The 18,190-nt window shown below is 67.0% G+C and carries 19 protein-coding genes; 8 read left to right on the top strand and 11 right to left on the bottom strand.

What is annotated here, in order from left to right:
• Positions 1-24: 24 nt before the first annotated feature.
• The 3 genes from ACFQ2S_RS03470 to ACFQ2S_RS03460 all read right to left on the bottom strand — a co-directional run bounded on the left by ACFQ2S_RS03470 (position 25) and on the right by ACFQ2S_RS03460 (position 3,386).
• Positions 25-1,050, bottom strand: a complete 1,026-nt coding sequence (locus ACFQ2S_RS03470; RefSeq protein WP_386072734.1) for a glycosyltransferase — start codon at positions 1,048-1,050, stop codon at positions 25-27.
• Positions 1,051-1,325: 275 nt separating this feature from the next.
• Positions 1,326-1,733 carry a c-type cytochrome gene (locus ACFQ2S_RS03465; RefSeq protein ID WP_386072732.1) on the bottom strand — a complete coding sequence of 136 codons (408 nt, stop codon included), beginning with the start codon at positions 1,731-1,733 and terminating at the stop codon, positions 1,326-1,328.
• Positions 1,734-1,886: 153 nt separating this feature from the next.
• Positions 1,887-3,386: a CoA-acylating methylmalonate-semialdehyde dehydrogenase gene (locus ACFQ2S_RS03460; protein WP_386072731.1), complete on the bottom strand. Its 1,500-nt coding sequence runs from the start codon at positions 3,384-3,386 to the stop codon at positions 1,887-1,889.
• A 105-nt stretch (positions 3,387-3,491) separates the two neighbouring features.
• Here ACFQ2S_RS03460 and ACFQ2S_RS03455 point away from each other — a divergent pair, with 105 nt between their 5' ends.
• The 3 genes from ACFQ2S_RS03455 (at position 3,492) to coaD (ending at position 5,561) form a co-directional block, all read left to right on the top strand.
• Positions 3,492-4,460: a LysR family transcriptional regulator gene (locus tag ACFQ2S_RS03455; protein WP_386072729.1), complete on the top strand. Its 969-nt coding sequence runs from the start codon at positions 3,492-3,494 to the stop codon at positions 4,458-4,460.
• Positions 4,457-4,891, top strand: coding sequence for a CBS domain-containing protein (locus ACFQ2S_RS03450; protein WP_386072728.1), 435 nt, complete (start codon positions 4,457-4,459; stop codon positions 4,889-4,891). The genes ACFQ2S_RS03455 and ACFQ2S_RS03450 overlap by 4 nt, the downstream gene beginning before the upstream one ends.
• 169 nt (positions 4,892-5,060) lie before the next feature.
• Positions 5,061-5,561, top strand: coding sequence for a pantetheine-phosphate adenylyltransferase (gene coaD, locus ACFQ2S_RS03445; protein ID WP_386072726.1), 501 nt, complete (start codon positions 5,061-5,063; stop codon positions 5,559-5,561).
• 12 nt (positions 5,562-5,573) lie between these two features.
• Here the strand turns inward: coaD and ACFQ2S_RS03440 are convergent, their stop codons facing one another.
• Entirely contained in the window at positions 5,574-5,714 is a 141-nt protein-coding gene (locus ACFQ2S_RS03440; RefSeq protein WP_386072724.1) for a hypothetical protein, read from the bottom strand.
• Between the two features lie 139 nt (positions 5,715-5,853).
• On the opposite strand from ACFQ2S_RS03440, the gene ACFQ2S_RS03435 reads away from it, so the two are divergent.
• The gene (locus tag ACFQ2S_RS03435) at positions 5,854-6,867 is read left to right on the top strand and encodes a DUF808 domain-containing protein (protein ID WP_386072722.1); all 1,014 of its coding nucleotides are present in this window, start codon (positions 5,854-5,856) and stop codon (positions 6,865-6,867) included.
• A 484-nt stretch (positions 6,868-7,351) separates the two neighbouring features.
• On the opposite strand, the gene tkt is transcribed toward ACFQ2S_RS03435, so the two are convergent.
• Complete coding sequence (gene tkt / locus ACFQ2S_RS03430; RefSeq protein ID WP_386072721.1) at positions 7,352-9,367, bottom strand: transketolase; 2,016 nt, start codon at positions 9,365-9,367, stop codon at positions 7,352-7,354.
• Positions 9,368-9,619: 252 nt separating this feature from the next.
• Between tkt and ACFQ2S_RS03425 the strand changes: the two genes are divergently transcribed.
• Both ACFQ2S_RS03425 and ACFQ2S_RS03420 read left to right on the top strand, forming a co-directional pair.
• Complete coding sequence (locus tag ACFQ2S_RS03425) at positions 9,620-10,036, top strand: hypothetical protein (RefSeq protein WP_089232840.1); 417 nt, start codon at positions 9,620-9,622, stop codon at positions 10,034-10,036.
• Positions 10,029-10,424: a cell division protein ZapA gene (locus ACFQ2S_RS03420; protein ID WP_386072719.1), complete on the top strand. Its 396-nt coding sequence runs from the start codon at positions 10,029-10,031 to the stop codon at positions 10,422-10,424. Before ACFQ2S_RS03425 ends, ACFQ2S_RS03420 begins: the two co-directional genes overlap by 8 nt.
• A 224-nt stretch (positions 10,425-10,648) precedes the next feature.
• On the opposite strand, the gene grxD is transcribed toward ACFQ2S_RS03420, so the two are convergent.
• From grxD to ACFQ2S_RS03390, 6 genes are all read right to left on the bottom strand, one after another.
• Positions 10,649-11,011, bottom strand: coding sequence for a Grx4 family monothiol glutaredoxin (gene grxD, locus ACFQ2S_RS03415; RefSeq protein WP_386072718.1), 363 nt, complete (start codon positions 11,009-11,011; stop codon positions 10,649-10,651).
• Between the two features lie 40 nt (positions 11,012-11,051).
• Entirely contained in the window at positions 11,052-11,327 is a 276-nt protein-coding gene (locus ACFQ2S_RS03410) for a hypothetical protein (protein WP_386072716.1), read from the bottom strand.
• On the bottom strand, positions 11,327-11,569 hold the full coding sequence (locus ACFQ2S_RS03405; RefSeq protein WP_386072714.1) for a BolA/IbaG family iron-sulfur metabolism protein: 243 nt from the start codon (positions 11,567-11,569) through the stop codon (positions 11,327-11,329). The genes ACFQ2S_RS03410 and ACFQ2S_RS03405 overlap by 1 nt, the downstream gene beginning before the upstream one ends.
• A 192-nt stretch (positions 11,570-11,761) precedes the next feature.
• Positions 11,762-13,921, bottom strand: coding sequence for a phosphoribosylformylglycinamidine synthase subunit PurL (gene purL / locus ACFQ2S_RS03400; protein WP_386072712.1), 2,160 nt, complete (start codon positions 13,919-13,921; stop codon positions 11,762-11,764).
• Between the two features lie 217 nt (positions 13,922-14,138).
• Positions 14,139-14,939, bottom strand: coding sequence for a lytic murein transglycosylase (locus ACFQ2S_RS03395; RefSeq protein WP_386072711.1), 801 nt, complete (start codon positions 14,937-14,939; stop codon positions 14,139-14,141).
• Positions 14,940-15,257: 318 nt separating this feature from the next.
• A complete protein-coding gene (locus ACFQ2S_RS03390; RefSeq protein WP_386072710.1) occupies positions 15,258-16,169 on the bottom strand; it encodes a LysR family transcriptional regulator in 912 nt (303 codons plus the stop codon).
• A 251-nt stretch (positions 16,170-16,420) separates the two neighbouring features.
• Here ACFQ2S_RS03390 and ACFQ2S_RS03385 point away from each other — a divergent pair, with 251 nt between their 5' ends.
• Positions 16,421-17,326 carry a lysophospholipid acyltransferase family protein gene (locus ACFQ2S_RS03385; RefSeq protein ID WP_386072708.1) on the top strand — a complete coding sequence of 302 codons (906 nt, stop codon included), beginning with the start codon at positions 16,421-16,423 and terminating at the stop codon, positions 17,324-17,326.
• Positions 17,326-18,138 carry a glutamate racemase gene (locus ACFQ2S_RS03380; RefSeq protein ID WP_089232849.1) on the top strand — a complete coding sequence of 271 codons (813 nt, stop codon included), beginning with the start codon at positions 17,326-17,328 and terminating at the stop codon, positions 18,136-18,138. The genes ACFQ2S_RS03385 and ACFQ2S_RS03380 overlap by 1 nt, the downstream gene beginning before the upstream one ends.
• The last annotated feature ends 52 nt before the right edge of the window (positions 18,139-18,190 follow it).

The raw sequence follows: 18,190 nt of genomic DNA, 5'->3' as shown, positions 1-18,190 counted from the left end.
AGCGGCGCATGGACGGTTCCGCGTTCACGTCGTCAGTGCGACGCGGATCTCGGTTGCGTGGGCGGCCACATCATAGAGCTTTTCGTAAGCGGCCCGGCCGTTGCGGGCAATGGCGTCACGTTCCTCGGGATGGTCGAGATACCAGCGGATCTTGTCCATCATGTCATCCGTCGAGTCGAATGCGATGTAATCCTTCCCCTCGACGATCGGCGCGCGCAGCCGCAACGGCCGGATGCTCGGCGTCGAGAGTGTGAAGGCGCCGGCCCAGAACTGTTCCAGGTGGCGAAAGGTGAAGGGGCCGATGCCTTCGAGCGCAAGGTTGATGCTGCTTTTCATCATTGCGTTCAGATAGTGGGCCCGGGGCAGTGTCCGGGTGACGAGATCGGCCGGCACTTTCTCCGCGAATTCCCTGGTCGGCAGCAGCCCGCCGATGGCGCGAAGTCGGGAGTCGTGGATTGCCTGCCACGCGGCGATCCGTGCGACGTAGCGGTTGTGGTCCACCGTGCCGATGAAGAAAACGTCGTGTTCATCCGGGACCTGCCAGGCATATTGGCGGAGCGGCCTTGTGCGGTTGCGGGACGTCAATCGGTAGCTGTGCGTCACCAACGGATTGGCAAGGTGCGTCGGCACGATCTTGGCGGCATTGCTCGGCGAGAGAGAGTATCGGTCGATGTCGGCAAATGGCTCACGCTTGAAGACGGCCTTGACCGGATCGATGAGGCGATCTGATGGCATTGTCTGCGGCTGGGCGTGGCCAATGAACAGGGCGATCGGTTGGCGGAAGCGGGCCAGTGCCGATGAAGCGGCCTCAATGTCCTTTTCCCAGGGCCAACCGGACTTGCCGTTGATCACCACAGCGTCGAATGCGCCGATTCCGGCATCGGACAGGGCCATTGCCTCGGCATAGGACTTCCGGGTGACCTGCGCAGCTTCGTGGAGCGCGGCCTCGAAGAAGCCGTCCTGGCCGTCGATGAAGCCCACCGCCCAGCGGTGCAACCGCTTGCCGATCTTGCGGCTGGAGCGGTCGCGGATGATGTAGAGAACGCGCATTGCCTTCTGCCCTTCGCGCAGGGGAACGCCCTGCGGTCGCATGGCGTGGCGGCGGGGTCAAGGGCAGGGCGGGTGGTTCCGCATCGGGCAGGGACGCTGTCGAATGCCGGTCCGGAGCAGGTGCATCTCGCCGGGGAGAGGCCCTGCGGCGCATGGGTGGACATCGGCGCGCGGCCTTTGGCGAAGCGATCCCGAACCGGCAAGCGTTGCGGCTTGCGGAGAGGGTGGTTCAGTGGTTCCGGTCACCGGTTGAGACGCGGGCCGCGCCCCTGCGGCTACTTCTGGATCGACTGAAGATAGTAGACGAGCGACAGGATCCGGCCCCGTGCGACCATTTCGGCAGTCTCACCGCGCTGGCTGGTGGCCGAGATCTGGAAGCGTTCTCCCCAGATCGGCATCGTGCTGCCATGCGCCCGGACGCCGTCGCGGCCGTCGATCGTGGTCAGCACAGCTTCGTAGGGGAAGCTGCCGTCATTGGCCTGTGAGAGCTCCAGCAGGCTCGGCGTGGTGATGTTCAGCAGGTCCGCGAGGGGCCCGTCCCCCATGCCGCTTTCGCCGTGGCATCCGGCGCAGGCGACGAGGTATTCCTGCTGGCCAAGCTCCACGTTCCGGTCCTGCGCGAACGTGGCATTCGGGGCGAGCGCGACGCAAAGCCCAGCGATGAAAATCGATACTCTTTTCATGACCCGTTCCCTCCACTTCGATTGACGCAGAGGAATGATATTGCGGGCCACCGTGGATGTCGCTGAGGTGGATCAAGGCGGGCGCGACGCTTCAACGAAACACCCCGCCGGTTGCCCGGCGGGGTGAGGTCGTCTCGGCAAGGGGCGTGGGGGTCAGTCCATCGCCTTGAAGTTGAACTCGCCGCCGTCCTTGATGCCGGAGAACCAGCGGGCGGTGACCGTCTTGGTCTTGGTGTAGAAGCGGAAGGCGTCGGGGCCGTACTGGTTGAGATCGCCGAAGGCCGATTTCTTCCAGCCGCCGAAGGTGTGGTAGCTGAGCGGCACCGGGATCGGGAAGTTGATGCCGACCATGCCGACGTTGACCCGGTGGGCGAAGTCGCGGGCGGTGTCGCCGTCGGCGGTGAAGATCGCCGTGCCGTTGCCGTAGGGGTTGTCGATCACCAGGTTCAGCGCCTCTTCATAGCTGTCGGTGCGCACCTGGCTGAGGACCGGGCCGAAGATCTCTTCCTTGTAGATGTCCATCTCCGGCGTGACCTTGTCGAAGAAGGAGGGGCCGACGAAGAAGCCGTCCTCGTAGCCCTGCAGGCTGAAGCCGCGGCCGTCGACCACGAGGTCCGCACCCTGCGCGACGCCGGATTCGACGAGGCCCTCGATGCGGGCCTTGGCCTGAGCGGTGATAACCGGGCCATAGTCCACATCGTCGCCGGAGGTGTAGGGGCCGACCTTCAGCTTCTCGATGCGCGGCACGAGGCGTTCGACCAGCGCGTCGGCGGTCTCCTGGCCGACCGGAACGGCGACCGAGATCGCCATGCAGCGCTCGCCGGCAGCGCCGAAGCCCGCGCCCACCAGCGCGTCGGCGGCCTTGTCCATGTCGGCGTCGGGCATGATGATCATGTGGTTCTTGGCGCCGCCGAAGCACTGGGCGCGCTTGCCGTTGGTGGCGGCGCGTCCGTAGATGTACTGGGCGATCGGGGTCGAGCCGACGAAGCCCACCGCCTGGATGGTCTCGTTGTCGAGGATCGCGTCCACCGCTTCCTTGTCGCCGTTGACCACCTGGAGCACGCCATCGGGCAGGCCGGCCTCGGTCATTAACTCGGCCAGCCGCATCGAGGTCGAGGGGCAGCGCTCTGACGGCTTGAGGATCATCGCGTTGCCGCAGGCCAGCGCGGGGGCCATCTTCCACAGCGGGATCATGGCGGGGAAGTTGAACGGGGTGATGCCGGCGACGACGCCGAGCGGCTGGCGCATCGAGTAGAGGTCGATGCCGGGGCCGCCATCGTCGGTGAACTCGCCCTTCAGGAGCGCCGGGGCGCCCATGCAGACCTCGACGACCTCGAGGCCACGCTGCACGTCGCCGCGCCCGTCGGGTAGGGTCTTGCCGTGCTCGCGGCTGACCAGCTCGGCCAGCTCGTCCATGTGTTCGTTGATCAGGGCGCCGAACTTCATCATCACCCTGGCGCGGCGCTGCGGGTTGGTCGCGCCCCAGACCTTCTGCGCCTCGGCGGCCTTGGCGACGGCGGCGTTCATCTCTTCGACAGTGGCCAGCGCCACCTTGGCCTGAACCTCGCCGGTGGCGGGGTTGTAGACGTCCGTGAAGCGGCCCGAGGTGCCGGGGACGCGCTGACCGTTGATGTAATGGCCGATCTCTTCCATGGGTCTCTCCTCCATGTTGGTTTGGCGGCACAATAGTCTTGCACGAATGCGCCGAAAAGCGGCAGGTTCCCAAAAGGGCTTTGCAAAAATGCAGGAGGTGCCGCGATGACCCCGAGCTGGGACGATCTGCGCGTGTTCCTGGCGGTGGCGCGGCAAGGGAGCCTGTCGGCCGCCGGCACCACACTCGGGCTGGACCCGGCGACGGCGGGGCGGCGGGTCGGGCGGCTGGAGGCGGCGCTCGGCACGGTGCTGTTCCTGAAATCGCCGCAGGGCTATGCGCTCACCGAGGCCGGCGAACGACTTATGCCCCACGCGGTGGAGGCCGAGCAGGCGATGGCCTGCGCCGAGGACGCGGTGCGCGGGCAGGGGGACAGGCTGGCCGGCGCGGTGCGGATCGGTGCGCCGGACGGCTGCGCCAACTTCCTGCTGCCACGGGTGGTGACCGGAATTGTTGCCGCCCATCCGGCGCTTGAGGTGCAGGTCGTGGCGCTGCCGCGGGTCTTCAATCTCAACCGGCGCGAGGCCGACATGGCGATCGGGGTGAGCGCGCCGACAGCCGGCCGGCTGACGGTGCAGAAGATCGCCGACTACCGGTTGGTGCTTGCGGCCTCGCGCGGGTTCCTTGCCGGGGCCGGACCGATTCGGCGGCTGGAGGATCTGCGCGGGCAGCGGCTTGTCGGCTACATCCCGGAGATGATCTTCGACAAGGAGCTGGACTATCTCGGACGCCTGGGCGTCGACCGGCCGCAGATCGCCTCCAACTCGGCGGCGGTGCAATACCAGATGGTGCGCGCCGGGGCCGGGCTGGCGGTGACCCATGATTTCGTGCTGGCCGGCGAGCCGAATCTGCAGTGGGTGCTGCCGGAGCAGTTCGCGCTCGACCGGAGCTTCTTCCTTATCCGCCACGCCGACGATGCCCGGGTGCGCCGGCTCGCGCGCTTCGCCGAATTGCTGGTGTCGGGGATGCGCCGGGAGATGGCCCGCGTGCGCGAGGCATTGACAGAAGCTGCCGGCTCGGTGGACGCTGGGGAAGGAGACAGGACAGGACATGCCGGGGAGGAGCCAGCAGTATGATTGTGCAACAGATTTTGAACGGGAAGCCAATTTCGAACGTGATCACGGTGGCGCCTGGCGATAGCGTCGAATCGGCGGCCAAGGTGCTTTCGGACAACCGGATCGGTTCCGTCGTGGTCTCGGCGGACGGGCGCTCCTGCGTGGGCATACTGTCGGAACGCGACATCGTGCGCGAACTGGGCAAGCGGGGGCCGGGCTGCATGGCCGACAAGGTCGAGGTCCTGATGACCGCCGCCATCGAGACCTGCGGGCTGGCCGATGACGCCGAAATCATCCTGACCCGGATGACCGACGGCCGCTTCCGCCACATGCCGGTGGTCAAGGACGGCGAGATGATCGGCATCATTTCCATCGGCGACGTGGTCAAGGCCCGGCTGATGGAACTGGCGATGGAGAAGGACGCGCTCCAGGGGATGATCATGGGGCATTGAGCCCCGGGACCGCCAGGTCCCGGCCGGAGGGGGGGTGCGCCCAGATGGCCGTGGATTGCTGCGCTGCGGAATGTTAAGCGTGCATGACAGATCTTTTGGTGGTCCTGCGGCGTGTCTCGGGGAGGCGCGTGCGATGGGACGCGCCGGAGCCTAACAGGGAGCGATCACCATGCGCATCGGGCTGTACCCCGGGACTTTCGACCCGGTGACCCTGGGCCATCTGGACATCATCCGCCGCGCCACGGTGCTGGTCGACCGACTGGTGATCGGCGTCGCGATCAACCGCGACAAGGGCCCGCTCTTCGACCTGGAGCAGCGCGTCGAGATGATCGAGGCGGAATGCGTGAAGATCGCCGCCGAGACCGGCTGCGAGATCGTGGCGCATCCGTTCGAGAACCTGCTGATCGACTGCGCCCGGGACGTTGGCGCCGGCATCATCATTCGAGGCCTGCGCGCGGTGGCGGATTTCGAATACGAATTCCAGATGGTCGGCATGAACCGGCGGCTCGACGCCTCGGTCGAAACGGTGTTCCTGATGGCGGAGGCGCAGCACCAGGCGATCGCCTCCAAGCTGGTCAAGGAGATCGCGCGGCTGGGGGGCAATGTCTCGCAGTTCGTGACCCCGCCGGTGCGGCGGGCGCTTCAGGACAGGCTCGGCTCCGACTGCTGAGTTCGGCGCCGCTCAGCGCCAGAAGGCCAGCCATTCCACCGCATCGGCGAACTTGCGGCCGAGAAAGATGTGCAGGTTCCAGCCGAAAACGGCATTGGTGCCGATTGCCAGGGCGAGCAGCAGGGTGAGGAACATCCAGGATCGGGTCGACATGAGGCAGAGGCTCCGGCGAAACACTTGAGATTTCTCTAAAGGCTTGCGGCGGCGGCGACAATCTACGGTCCTATGCCTTGGCGCAGCGCAGGCAGGGCGTTAGGGTTTTCGGCAACGAACGGGAACGCGCGAGGCGACGATGAGCGGATTGCTGGCACTTCTGGACGACGTGGCCGCGCTGGCCAAGGTGGCGGCGACCTCCATCGACGACGTGGCGAGCCAGGCGGTCAAGACAACGGCCAAGGTCGCGGGCGGCGTGATCGACGACGCGGCCAAGGCGGGCGCCAAGGCGGCGGGCGCGGTGATCGACGACGCGGCGGTGACGCCGAAATACACAATGGGATTCCCGGCCGCGCGCGAACTGCCTATTGTCGGGCGTATCGCCTGGGGCTCGATCCGCAACAAGCTGCTGGTGCTGTTGCCGGCGGCGCTGGTCCTGAGCAACTTCGCGCCCTGGCTCATCGTGCCGCTTCTTATGGTGGGCGGGGGCTACCTGTGTTTCGAGGGCGCCGAGAAGATCCTGCACGCGCTGATGCCGCACAGGGAGCACGACACCCACGGCGACACCCCCGAAGATCCCACGCACCTTGAGGAAAGCCGGGTCGCGGGTGCGATCAAGACCGATTTCATCCTCTCGGCGGAGATCATGACCATCGCGCTCTCGGCGATCCCGGAATCGGGATTCTGGACCGAGGCGCTGACGCTGGCGCTGGTGGCGGTCGGTATCACGGTGCTGGTCTACGGCTCGGTGGCGCTGATCGTGAAGGCAGATGACATTGGCCTGCTGATGGCCCAGCGGGGCCGGCTCGGCCTGACCCGGACGATCGGTCGCGGCATCGTGCGCGGCATGCCGACCTTCATGTCGATCCTGACGACCGTCGGCACGGCGGCGATGCTCTGGGTCGGCGGCAGCATCGTGATCCACGGGATGGAAGAGCTGCACCTTGGCGCCGAGGTCGGCCACTGGATCCACGACGTGGCCCATGCGGCCGGGCACATGGTGCCGGAAGACTGGTCCGGGGCGACGATCTGGTTCGTGACGGCGTTCCTCGATGGCATTTTCGGCCTTTTCGTGGGTTTGCTGCTGGTGCCGGTGGCCACGCGTGTGCTCATTCCGCTGGCCGGAATGTTCCGTGGCAAGGATCCGGCCTGACGCGACCGGCACGCCCGGCCCCGAGGAGCTCCCGTCCGGTCGCGCCGCATCATGGATGCGGCCTCCCGGTTGGGCGTGGCGCGCGGCTTGCGCCGCGCGCGGCGCTGCGGGTCAGGTGATCTCGGTTTCCCGAGCCGTTGCCCTATCACGAAGGTTCGACTGGGGATGTCGGCGACCGGGATCTGGCGGTGTCGAACGTCTTCCCGATCCGGGTTCCCAGGTCCCTGATGGCAGGTGGCACGTTCGCGCATTGGCAAGTGGATGACGGGTAAAGCCGGTCTGGCCGGAAATGGTGACCCGATGCAGTATGGCGACGCCCTGCCAAGCTTTTTCATCGAGGCTTTCGCGACCTCGGGCAGGGTGGGACGGCGGCCGTTTGCGACGCACGCGGCCAGATGGGCCGCGTGCCCGGCCCAACCGGGCCGGAGACATCTCCGATGTCGCCGGGCCGGGCGGGAGCGCACCGGCCGCGGCGGGGGAACGCTCAGAGCAGGGACTTGACCTTTTCGGCGGTGGCCGCGGCGGTGATGCCGAAATGCTCGAAGAGCTCGCCGGCCGGAGCCGAGGCACCGAAGCTGTCCATGCCGATGAAGCCGGCCTTCGCCTCGCGGCCGCGCTCGCCGCAGAGCCAGCGGTCCCAGCCCTGCTGCACGCCGGCCTCGATCCCGACACGCACCGCGCCGCTCGGCAGCACCTTGCGGCGGTACTTCTCGTCGGCCTGGGCGAAGAGCTCCATGCAGGGCATGGAGACGACGCGGGTACCGATGCCCTCGGCCTCGAGCAGGTCGCGCGCGGCCATCGCCACGGCAACCTCGGAGCCGGTGGCCATCAGCACCGCCTGGCGCTTGGCTTCGGACTCGGCCAGCACGTAGGCGCCGCCGGCGGTGAGGTTGGCGGGTTTCGCCACCTTGCGCAGGGTGGGCAGGCCCTGGCGGGAGAGCGCCAGCACCGAGGGGGTGCCGGTCTGCTGCAGGGCCAGTTCCCAGGCCTCTGCGGTTTCCACCGCGTCGGCCGGGCGGAAGACCAGGGTGTTGGGCGTGGCACGGAGCATGGCGAGATGCTCGACCGGCTGGTGGGTCGGGCCGTCCTCGCCGAGGCCGATGCTGTCGTGGGTCATCACGTAGACCACCGGCACGCCCATCAGCGCGGAGAGGCGCATGGAGGGGCGGGCATAGTCGGTGAAGCACATGAAGGTGCCGCCGTAGGGCCGCACGCCGCCATGCAGGGCGATGCCGTTCATCGCCGCCGCCATGCCGTGCTCGCGCACGCCGTAGTGGATGTAGCGGCCCTTGCGATTGCCGGGCTCGAACACCGTCATCTCCTTCGATTTGGTGTTGTTGGAGCCGGTGAGGTCGGCCGAGCCGCCGAGGGTTTCGGTGAGGATCGGGTTGATGACGTTGAGCGCCATCTCGGAGGCCGAGCGGGTCGCCACCTTGGGAGCGTCGGCCACCAGCTGCGCCCGGTAGTCGCGCAGCGCCTTGGCGAGTTTCTTCGGCAACTCGCCGGACTGGGCGCGGGCAAACTCGGCGCGCTTGCGGTCGGAGAGGGCGGCGAGGCGCGCGTCCCACTCGGCGCGGTCGGCCGCGCCGCGAGCGCCGATGGCTTCCCAGGCCGACTTGATCCCGGCCGGGATCTCGAATGGGCCGTGCTCCCAGCCATAGGCGGCGCGGGTGTCGGCGATGAGCTGCGCGTCGGTCAGCGCGCCGTGGCCCTTGGAGGTGTCCTGGGCAGAGGAGCCGAGGGCGATATGGGTCTTGCAGGCGATCATCGTCGGGCGATCCGAGGACTTGGCCGCGGTCAGCGCCGCGTCGATCGCCTCGGGGTCGTGGCCGTCGCATTCCAGCACGTTCCAGCCGGAGGCCTGGAAGCGCATCTTCTGGTCGGTGATGTCGGCCAGCGCGACCTTGCCGTCGATGGTGATGCCGTTGTCATCCCACAGCACGATCAGGCGCGAGAGCTGCTGGCGACCGGCGAGCGCGATCGCTTCCTGGCTCACGCCCTCCATCAGGCAGCCGTCGCCGGCGATGCAGTAGGTGTAGTGGTCGACGATCTTCGGGCCCCAGGTGGCGCGCAGGTGCTCCTCGGCGATGGCGAAGCCGACCGCGTTGGCGATGCCCTGGCCGAGCGGGCCGGTCGTCGTCTCGACGCCCATGGCGTGGCCGTATTCGGGGTGGCCGGCGGTGATCGAGCCGAGCTGGCGGAAGTCCTTGAGCTGCTCGAGCGTCATGTCGGGCGAGCCTGTCAGGTGCAGCAGCGAGTAAAGCAGCATCGAGCCGTGGCCGGCGGAGAGGATGAAGCGGTCGCGGTCGGGCCAGCCGGGATTGGCGGCGTCGAACTTCAGGTGCTTCTCGAACAGCACCGTTGCGACGTCGGCCATGCCCATCGGCATCCCGGAGTGGCCGGAGTTCGCGGCGGCCACGGCGTCGAGCGTGAGCACGCGGATCGCGCAGGCCTTCTGCCAATGGTCGGGATGGGCATCTTTCAGAGCTGCAATATCCATGGCGAGATCCTTTCGTATGCGCCGCGGTCGCGCACGGGGCGCGACAGAAGGGGTTGGCGCGGTGTAGCAGGGGGAGCGGGCGGGTCAAGGCGGCTTGGCGCGCATGAAGAAGCCGCCCTAAGTGCCTGACCACCAAGGGGGGCGCATTCCGCTGGCTTGTTGGTTAGTATTCATTCAATTGAGGGGAGGGCCGATTCGCTGCGGCTGCCGGACCCGCCCCTGAGACAAGAGCCGCGAAACGGGGAGATGAGCATGAGCGAAATTGCCGATCTCGAGAGCCGGATCAGCGCCGCGATGGCGCGGATCGGACGTGCCGTCGAAGGGTACCAGGGCGGTGGCGGCGGCGCCTCGTCCGAGGAACTGGATCACGCCCGCGGGGCCGCGGAGGCAGCCGAGGCCGAGGCGCGCAAGGCGCAGGCCCGGGCGGAGGCCGCCGAAGCGGAGGTGGCGCGGCTGCGCCAGGCGCTCGAGGCGGAAACCACCGCCGGCGGGCAGCTGCGCGAGCGCGTCGGGTCGCTGAAGTCGATGAAGGACCGCCAGCAGGAACGGATTGTGGAACTGGAGGCCGAGCTCTCCGCGCTGGCCGGGCAGCGCTCGGCCGACCGCGAAGAGCTCGACGGCCTGATCTCGGCGCTGGAGCCGCTGGTGAAGGAGCAAAGCGATGCCTGAAGTTCGGATTGTCGTGGGCGGCAAGGAATTCACCGTGGCCTGCCAGGAAGGCGAGGAGCCGTTCCTGCAATCCGCGGCGGCGATGCTGGACCGCGAGGCGCAGGGACTGGTCAGCCAGATCGGCCGGATGCCGGACGCCCGGATGCTGCTGATGGCGGGGCTGATGCTCGCGGACCGCACGGCGGCCTACGAGGAAAAGGCAGCCGCCGCGGAGGAGAAGCTCGCCCGGCAGGAGCGCCTGATCGAGGAGATGAAGGCAATGCCCGCGCCCGAGCCCGAGCGCGTGGAAGTCGCGGTGATCCCGCCGATCGTCAGCGACACGCTGGCCGAGATCGCGGCGCGTGCCGAGGCGCTGGCTGCGCTGGCCGAGGAAAAGGCCGGAAGCTGACGGCAGGGCCGGGGGGCTCCCGCCCCTTGGCAATGCCTTGCGGCATCTTCGCGGGTTGGGCGTGGCACGCTTCGCGTGCCGGTCCTGGCTGCACCGACGCGGCCAGGGGCTGCGACCCGGGGATGGCAGGACGACCATTGTAGGTGTCCGGTCGGCCGAACGGCGGGCACGGGTCATCCGGCGAGCGCGCCCCGACGCAGCGCAAACTGCGCCGGGGCGGAAACTCAGGCGTTGGCTTCGCGGATCTTGTCCGCGGCGTCCTTGTTGTAAGCGACGCCGTTTTTCTCGAAGAGTTGGTCCAGTTCGCCCGACAGCGTCATTTCGGTGACGATGTCGCAGCCGCCGACGAACTCGCCCTTAACGTAGAGCTGCGGGATCGTCGGCCAGTCCGAATATTCCTTGATGCCCTGGCGGATCTCCTCGTCGGCAAGCACGTTCACATCGGCGAAATCGACGCCCATGTAGTTGAGAACGCCGGCCACCCGCTGCGAGAACCCGCATTGCGGCGCCATCTTGGTGCCCTTCATGTAGAGCACGACATCATTCTCGGAGACGGTCTTTTCGATCTGGGCTTTAGCTTCGGTCATTTTTTCACATCCATTGTCCTGTGCCGGCAGGCGCGGTTTCCTACACTCTGGAGAGGTCCGAGCGGAGTTCTTCCTTGCGCTGACGTTCCATTTCGCGCCGGCGGAGCCTGAGCTCGATTTCATAGGCATCCGCCACGTTGGGGTCCACCCCATCGCGCCGTGCTTGCTCCAGATAGGCACGGCGCGCCGTTTCTTCAGCTTCCAGCGGGTCGAGCCCGGAGTATGGACCACTGAGAGCCCGCTTCAGGGCAAACGCCATGATGCCAGCCAGCGCAGCGAGCGCGAGGGTGACGGCCATGGAGTTGCCACCGGACATCAGCCCGGCGCCTTGGTGGTCAGGGCCAGCGCATGCAGGTCGGCCTGGCTGCCGTCCATCATGCCCTTGAGCGCGGCATAGACGGCGCGCTGCTGCTGGACTCGATTCATGCCGCGAAAGCTCTCGTCCACCACCTCGGCGGCGAAATGCGCGCCGTCGCCGGCCATGTCGGTCACCTTGACCTTGCCTTGCGGAAAGGCCTCGCGAAGAAGCGTCTCGATCTGCTGGGCCTCGATGGCCATGGGTGTAATCCCTGTCACGTTGTGTTTCGATGAAAGTTAGGGCCGTCGGACAATGGCCGCAAGGGTGCGCGGGGCGATCCCCGCCACGGCGTGGCGCCAGTCACCTGAGGTGCCGGGCCTCGTCTTCTTGGCGAAAGTACCCTCGCCGAAGGCACCGCGCCATCGGCGCGGCCCGCTCGGTGTGCTCCGCGATCAGCCGACGGCTTCGGCGAAAGCGCCGCGGAAGATCCGCGAGAGGTCCGTCAGCGGGGCCTCGGCATCGCCGATGCGCACCGTCTCGCCTGCAAATCGGCCGACCGTCTGCAGCGGCACGCCGGCCCGGCCCGCGGCCACCATCAGGGCCTCGGCCTTGTCGAAGGAACAGGCGATCAGGTAACGCGCCTGGTCCTCGCCGAAGAGCGTCGCCGTGTCGGCGGGGTCGAGAATTACGCCGACGCCCGCGGCCTCGGCCATTTCGAAGGCGGCGAGGGCGAGGCCGCCGTCGGAGAGGTCGGTGCAGCCGTCGATCCACTCGCGGTTGGCGAGGATGAATTCGCCATGCGCCTTCTCGGCGGCGAGATCCACCTGGGGCGCGTCGCCGTCCTCCCGGTTGAAGACCTCAGCGAGAAGCGCCGACTGTCCAAGGTGGCCGGTGGTCTCGCCGAGCAGCAGCAGCACGTGGCCCTCTCGGGCGTCGCGGCCGATGACCTGGCCCAGGTCCTCGATCAGCCCGACCGCTCCGATGGTCGGCGTGGGCAGGATCGGCTCGCCGTCGGTCTCGTTGTAGAGCGAGACGTTGCCGGAGACGATCGGCATGTCGAGCGCGGCGCAGGCCTCGCCGATGCCTTTGATGGCGCCGACGAACTGGCCCATGATCTCGGGCTTCTCGGGGTTGCCGAAGTTGAGGTTGTCGGTGGTCGCGAGCGGTTTCGCACCGACGGCGCAAAGGTTGCGCCAGGCCTCGGCCACGGCCTGCCGGCCGCCCTGGAGCGGGTTGGCGCGGACGTAGCGGGGCGTCACGTCGGAGGTGAAGGCCAGCGCCTTGTTGGTGCCGTGCACGCGGGTGATGCCGGCGCCGAGGCCGGGGACGCGCACGGTGTCGGCCATGACCATGTGGTCGTATTGCTCGAAGACCCAGCCCTTGTGGGCGTAGTTGGGCGAGGAGATCAGCGCCTTGAGCGCGTCGATCGGGTCGACCTCGGGCACCGGGTCCATTTCCGGTGCGGCGGGAGTCTCGACCCAGGGGCGGTCGTATTCGGGGGCGGAGCCGGCGAGGGTGGCGAGCGGCAGGTCGGCCACCACGGCGCCCTTGTGCTCGATCAGGAAGCGGTCCTCGGGGATGGTCTCGCCGACGATGGCGAAATCGAGATCCCATTTCTCGAACACCGCACGGGCCTCGGCCTCCTTCTCGGGGCGCAGCACCATGAGCATCCGCTCCTGGCTTTCGGAGAGCATCATCTCGTAGGCGGTCATGTTTTCTTCACGCTGCGGCACGCAGTCGAGGTCGAGCTTGATGCCGAGCTTGCCCTTGTCGCCCATCTCGACAGCCGAGCAGGTGAGGCCTGCGGCGCCCATGTCCTGGATCGAGATCACGGCGCCGGTCTGCATGAGTTCGAGGCAGGCTTCCATCAGGCGCTTCTCGGTGAAGGGGTCACCGACCTGCACCGTGGGGCGCTTTTCCTCGATCGTGTCGTCGAATTCGGCGGAGGCCATGGTCGCGCCGCCGACACCGTCGCGGCCGGTCTTGGCACCGAGATAAACCACCGGCATGCCGACGCCCGAGGCGGCGGAGTAGAAGATCTTGTTGGCATCCGCGAGGCCCGCGGCGAAGGCGTTGACCAGGCAGTTTCCGTTGTAGGCGGGGTGGAAGCGGACTTCACCGCCGATGGTCGGCACGCCGAAGCAGTTGCCGTAGCCGCCGATGCCGGCCACCACGCCGGAGACGAGGGAGCGGGTCTTGGGGTGCGAGGGTTCGCCGAAGGAGAGGGCGTTCATCGCCGCGATGGGGCGCGCGCCCATGGTGAAGACGTCACGCAGGATGCCGCCGACGCCGGTCGCGGCGCCCTGGTAGGGCTCGATGTAGGAGGGGTGGTTGTGGCTCTCCATCTTGAAGACCACGGCCTGACCGTCGCCGATGTCGACCACGCCCGCGTTCTCGCCGGGGCCGCAGATCACCTGGGGGCCCTCGGTCGGCAGAGTGCGCAGCCACTTCTTGGAGGATTTGTAGGAGCAGTGCTCGTTCCACATCGCCGAGAAGATGCCGAGCTCGGTGAAGTTCGGGTCGCGGTTCAGGATCCGCAGGATCTCGGCGTATTCCTCGGGCTTGAGGCCGTGGGCCGCGATGATTTCCGGCGTGATGGCTGGCTCTTGCATGTTCGTCCCCTTTGTCCGCTGCGCTTTTATTCGGGCGCGGAGAAAAGGGGAAGGGTGGTTTGGGCAAGGGCGGCTTTGCGCGGGCTCGGAGAGGGGGAGGGGGAGGGGGAGGGGGCGCTGCCCCCGCTGCGGCAGGGCCGCAGCCCCCCCGGAATATTTTCGGACAGAAGAAGCGGGCGCGGGCGATGGCGTATCGCGCGCATCCGGAAGGGCCGGCTCAGCCGTCGATCTGGGCGCCCATCACGGCAAGCGATTGCTGGTATACGGAGGCCGCGTTCCATTCCTTGAGCACATTGTAGTTGCGGGTGCCCGGCTGGTAGGGCTGCCCCGGTGCCCAGCCCTTCATGCGCAGGTAGTTGGCGGTCGAGGCGAGCGCGTCGGACATGTCGTTGAAGTCGATGCGGCCGTCGCCGTTGCCGTCCTGGCCGTAGCGCAGCGCGTTGCCGGGCAGGAACTGGGTGTGGCCAAGCTCGCCGTGCATGGCGCCGATCGCGCCGGGCGACATCATGCCCCGGTCGATCATCACCAGCGCGCCCAGAAGGTGGGGTTGGAAGAAGGCGGGGCGGCGGCAGTCGTAGGCGAGGGTCGCGGTGGCGTTGAGGACGTTGGAATCGCCCATGAAGCGGCCGAATCCGGTTTCCATGCCGTGAATCGCGATGATGACGCCGGAGGGGACGCCATAGGCGCGCTCGAGCGACTGGTAGAAGCCGGGGTTCTGCGCCTTGCGCTTCTTGCCCTGCGAGACGATCACGTTGCAGCCGCGCTTCTGGCAGAACTGGTCGTAGCTGAGCTTGAAGCTCTTCTGGCCGCGGTCGGCGTTGATCGTGGCCTGGGAATACTGGGTGTTGGCGAGGGCCGAGAGGCCGCGCTGGCCGATGCCAGCGCGCGACGCTTCGGCCGCGAATTCCCGCTTCCACGCGTCGAAGCCGGAGGCGGAATTGCCGCAGCTGGCGGCGTGGCCGGCTGTGGGAAGAGACAGTGCCGCGGCGAGTGCGAGAGCGGCGAACTGGCGAAGCATGGGACATCTCCGGATCTGGGTTTTGTGCATCATAGACCAGCTTTCCGGTTTGCAAAATGCCGGGATTCGCGGAAGGGGCCTGTGGAAAACGGTGACAATTTCAGCGGTTCGGGCACGAAAAGGTCGAAAAAAAAGGCCGAGACAAGTCTCGGCCCAAGTCCAACAGGGAGGTAAAGACGAGCGAATAACGCCCGTCGATACTCTGGATTTAGAAAAGTGAACGGTCCGGTTCAAGTCCAAAATTGCCGCAAGTGCAAATAGCAGCTTTGCCTGTGTTGCAACTGCAACGACGCCTGGACGCTGGCCGGGAGGGACCTGTCAGCCTTCTTCGGACTGGCTGGCTTCGAGAATCCGGCGGTGTGCCTGGATCTCCTCGACCACGAAGTCGCGGAAGGCGGCGATGCGCTTGGATTGCCGCAGTTCCTCGGGATAGGCGAGGAACACCGGCACTTCGGCGCTTTCCACTTCTGGAAGGACGCGCACCAAGTAGGGCTCCGATGCGACGATGTAGTCGGGCAGGACGCCGATGCCGAGGTTGTTCTTCACGCATTGCAGAACGCCGAAGTAGTTGTTGACGTTCAGCCGCGAGGTGATGTCGTGCCCGATCAGCCACTGCACCATCGAAGCGCCGGCCGAGACCTGGGTAGAGGAGGTCCCCTGGCAGATCAGCCGATGGTCGCGCATCTCGTCCGCGGTTTGCGGCATGCCGAACTGCTCGATGTAGTCCCGCGATGCGTAGAGCCGCATCCGGACCGTCATCAGGCGCTTGCGGATCAGGTCGGCCTGCGAGGGCTCCTTCATCCGGATCGCGACATCGGCCTCGCGCATCGGCAGGTCGAGCACCCGCTCTTCCAGCATCAGGTCGATGTTGAGATCGGGGTACTTGCTGTAGAGCTTGGCCAGACGCGGCGCCAGCCAGAGGCAGCCGAATCCGTGGGCGGTGGTCACGCGCAACTCGCCGAAGACCTCCTCCTCGCTGTCTCGAATGCGGGCCGAGGCGGCCTCCAGCCGCTTGCTCATGCCGCGGGTCGCCTCGTACAGAAGCTCGCCCTGCTCGGTGAGGATCAGGCCGCGGGCGTGCCGGTGGAACAGGGTGGTGTTTAGGCTCTCCTCGAGCGCGCGAATCTGCCGCGAGACGGCCGACTGGCTCAGGTGGAGGGAATCTCCCGCGTGGGTGAGACTTCCGGCGGAAGCGACGGCGTGAAAGATCCTGAGCTTGTCCCAATCCATGGATTTCAATTCCGGCTGCGAAGGTTGGCGATGGTCCGCGGATGCGTCAAAGCGTTTTGGCACGCTCTGCGCCAGGATCATATCCCCAATGCGTGAAAATTTGTAAATCGCGACGACTTGGCCCCGGTCGCCGCCCGGCGATCGGCCGAGGGAGCGCCGCGGCCCTCCCTATACCTGTCATGCTGTCCTATATGATGTGGCTAAGCTCCGGAAGGCACTGTATGACGCCCGGCAGATTGGAGGCAGCTGGAATGGCAGGCAGGCATGTCGCCCGAGACATAAGCTATGCAACGAGCGTTCGGTCGCGGGGCGGCCGGGCTCTGGTGCGGGTTCTGGAGAACGCCACCGGCAGGATCGGGCTGATCCGGCGGGCGGAGGGCTATGAGCACGAGGTCGCCGCGGGCAAGGATTTCTGGGGGGTGATGGTCGCGCGCTACGGGCTGAGCCTCGACGTGGTCGGCGGAAGCCTCGACAACATCCCGACCGAGGGGCCGCTGATCCTGATCGCCAACCATCCCTACGGCATCCTCGACGGGTTGATAATGGGGCATATGCTGTCGATCGTGCGGGGGGATTTCCGCATTCTCGCCAACAGCGTGTTCCGCAAGGCCGAGGACCTGAACAAGGTGATTCTGCCGGTCTCCTTCGACGAGTCCAAGGAGGCGATGAAGGAGAACCTGGCGACCCGGAAGATCGCACTGGAATACCTCGCCGCGGGCGGCGCGATCGGGGTGTTTCCCGGCGGCACCGTCTCGACCGCGGCCAGGCCGTTCACCCGGCCGATGGATCCGGGCTGGCGCAGCTTCACCGCGCGGATGGTGGCCAAGTCGAACGCCTCTGTGGTGCCGATCTTCTTCGAGGGGCACAACAGCCGGCTGTTCCAGTTCGCCAGCCACCTGCATTCCACCTTGCGGCTCGCGCTGCTGATCAAGGAGTTCCGCAAGCGGGTGGACGAGCCCGTCCGGGTGGTGATCGGCGAGCCGATCCCGCGCGAGGAACTGGCCAAGCGGGCCGGGGATTCCCGCGCGATGATGGATTTTCTGCGCTCCGAGACCTATGCGCTGTCGCCGCGGCCGTTGAAGTCGCTCGACTATGGCTTCGAATTCGAGGACAGATACCGGGAAGACAAGGGCGAGAGGGGGCCACGGATCTACTGATGGCAGTTGGCATATTCGACAGCGGGCTGGGCGGGCTGACCGTTCTGGATGCGGTGAGCAAGCGTCTCCCCGAGGTGCCCTTCGTCTATTTCGGCGACAACGCCCATGCGCCCTACGGCGTGCGGGACGCCGACGACGTCTATGCGCTGACCACCTCGGCGGTGGAGCGGATGTGGCAGGAGGGGTGCGACCTGGTGATTCTCGCCTGCAACACGGCCTCTGCGGCCGCGCTGCGGCGGATGCAGGAGAGCTGGGTGCCGCGCGAGAAGCGGGTGCTCGGTGTCTTCGTGCCGCTGATCGAGGCGCTGACTGAACGCCAGTGGGGGGACAACTCGCCGCCGCGCGAGGTCGAGGTGAAGCATGTGGCGCTGTTCGCCACGCCGGCGACGGTGCGCAGCCGGGCCTTCCAGCGCGAGCTGGCCTTCCGTGCCATCGGGGTCGACGTGGAGGCGCAGGCCTGTGGCGGCGTGGTGGATGCGATCGAGGAGGGGGACATGATCCTCGCCGAGGCGCTGGTACGCAGCCATGTCGACGCGCTCAAGCGCAAGATGCCGGACCCGGAGGCCGCGATCCTCGGCTGCACCCATTACCCGCTGATGGAAGACATCTTCCGCGATGCGCTCGGCCCCGACGTGAAGGTCTATTCCCAGGCCAACCTGGTGGCGGAGAGCCTTGCCGATTACCTCGAACGTCACCCCGCTATGATCGGGCCGGGCGAGGCGCCGCGCTTCCTGACCACCGGCGATCCGCGCAGGGTTTCGAGCCGTGCGACCCAGTTCCTGCGACGACAGATCGAGTTCACCGCCGCGTGAGTGCGGCAATTCTCGACCTTTGACGCAATCGAAATCCTAATATGTAAGGGCA

This window comes from Tropicimonas aquimaris (assembly GCF_042676185.1).
Lineage (GTDB): Bacteria > Pseudomonadota > Alphaproteobacteria > Rhodobacterales > Rhodobacteraceae > Tropicimonas > Tropicimonas aquimaris.
Note: the sequence above shows the minus strand (reverse complement) of the source record. Positions and strands in the feature narration are given on the sequence as shown.

What these genes read in the sequence shown, in the direction of transcription:
- ACFQ2S_RS03470 (WP_386072734.1), bottom strand. Translation starts at nt 1,050, where the DNA reads ATGCGCGTTCTCTACATCATCCGCGACCGCTCCAGCCGCAAGATCGGC.
- ACFQ2S_RS03465 (WP_386072732.1), bottom strand. Translation starts at nt 1,733, where the DNA reads ATGAAAAGAGTATCGATTTTCATCGCTGGGCTTTGCGTCGCGCTCGCC.
- ACFQ2S_RS03460 (WP_386072731.1), bottom strand. Translation starts at nt 3,386, where the DNA reads ATGGAAGAGATCGGCCATTACATCAACGGTCAGCGCGTCCCCGGCACC.
- ACFQ2S_RS03455 (WP_386072729.1), top strand. Translation starts at nt 3,492, where the DNA reads ATGACCCCGAGCTGGGACGATCTGCGCGTGTTCCTGGCGGTGGCGCGG.
- ACFQ2S_RS03450 (WP_386072728.1), top strand. Translation starts at nt 4,457, where the DNA reads ATGATTGTGCAACAGATTTTGAACGGGAAGCCAATTTCGAACGTGATC.
- coaD (WP_386072726.1), top strand. Translation starts at nt 5,061, where the DNA reads ATGCGCATCGGGCTGTACCCCGGGACTTTCGACCCGGTGACCCTGGGC.
- ACFQ2S_RS03440 (WP_386072724.1), bottom strand. Translation starts at nt 5,714, where the DNA reads ATGTCGACCCGATCCTGGATGTTCCTCACCCTGCTGCTCGCCCTGGCA.
- ACFQ2S_RS03435 (WP_386072722.1), top strand. Translation starts at nt 5,854, where the DNA reads ATGAGCGGATTGCTGGCACTTCTGGACGACGTGGCCGCGCTGGCCAAG.
- tkt (WP_386072721.1), bottom strand. Translation starts at nt 9,367, where the DNA reads ATGGATATTGCAGCTCTGAAAGATGCCCATCCCGACCATTGGCAGAAG.
- ACFQ2S_RS03425 (WP_089232840.1), top strand. Translation starts at nt 9,620, where the DNA reads ATGAGCGAAATTGCCGATCTCGAGAGCCGGATCAGCGCCGCGATGGCG.
- ACFQ2S_RS03420 (WP_386072719.1), top strand. Translation starts at nt 10,029, where the DNA reads ATGCCTGAAGTTCGGATTGTCGTGGGCGGCAAGGAATTCACCGTGGCC.
- grxD (WP_386072718.1), bottom strand. Translation starts at nt 11,011, where the DNA reads ATGACCGAAGCTAAAGCCCAGATCGAAAAGACCGTCTCCGAGAATGAT.
- ACFQ2S_RS03410 (WP_386072716.1), bottom strand. Translation starts at nt 11,327, where the DNA reads ATGTCCGGTGGCAACTCCATGGCCGTCACCCTCGCGCTCGCTGCGCTG.
- ACFQ2S_RS03405 (WP_386072714.1), bottom strand. Translation starts at nt 11,569, where the DNA reads ATGGCCATCGAGGCCCAGCAGATCGAGACGCTTCTTCGCGAGGCCTTT.
- purL (WP_386072712.1), bottom strand. Translation starts at nt 13,921, where the DNA reads ATGCAAGAGCCAGCCATCACGCCGGAAATCATCGCGGCCCACGGCCTC.
- ACFQ2S_RS03395 (WP_386072711.1), bottom strand. Translation starts at nt 14,939, where the DNA reads ATGCTTCGCCAGTTCGCCGCTCTCGCACTCGCCGCGGCACTGTCTCTT.
- ACFQ2S_RS03390 (WP_386072710.1), bottom strand. Translation starts at nt 16,169, where the DNA reads ATGGATTGGGACAAGCTCAGGATCTTTCACGCCGTCGCTTCCGCCGGA.
- ACFQ2S_RS03385 (WP_386072708.1), top strand. Translation starts at nt 16,421, where the DNA reads ATGGCAGGCAGGCATGTCGCCCGAGACATAAGCTATGCAACGAGCGTT.
- ACFQ2S_RS03380 (WP_089232849.1), top strand. Translation starts at nt 17,326, where the DNA reads ATGGCAGTTGGCATATTCGACAGCGGGCTGGGCGGGCTGACCGTTCTG.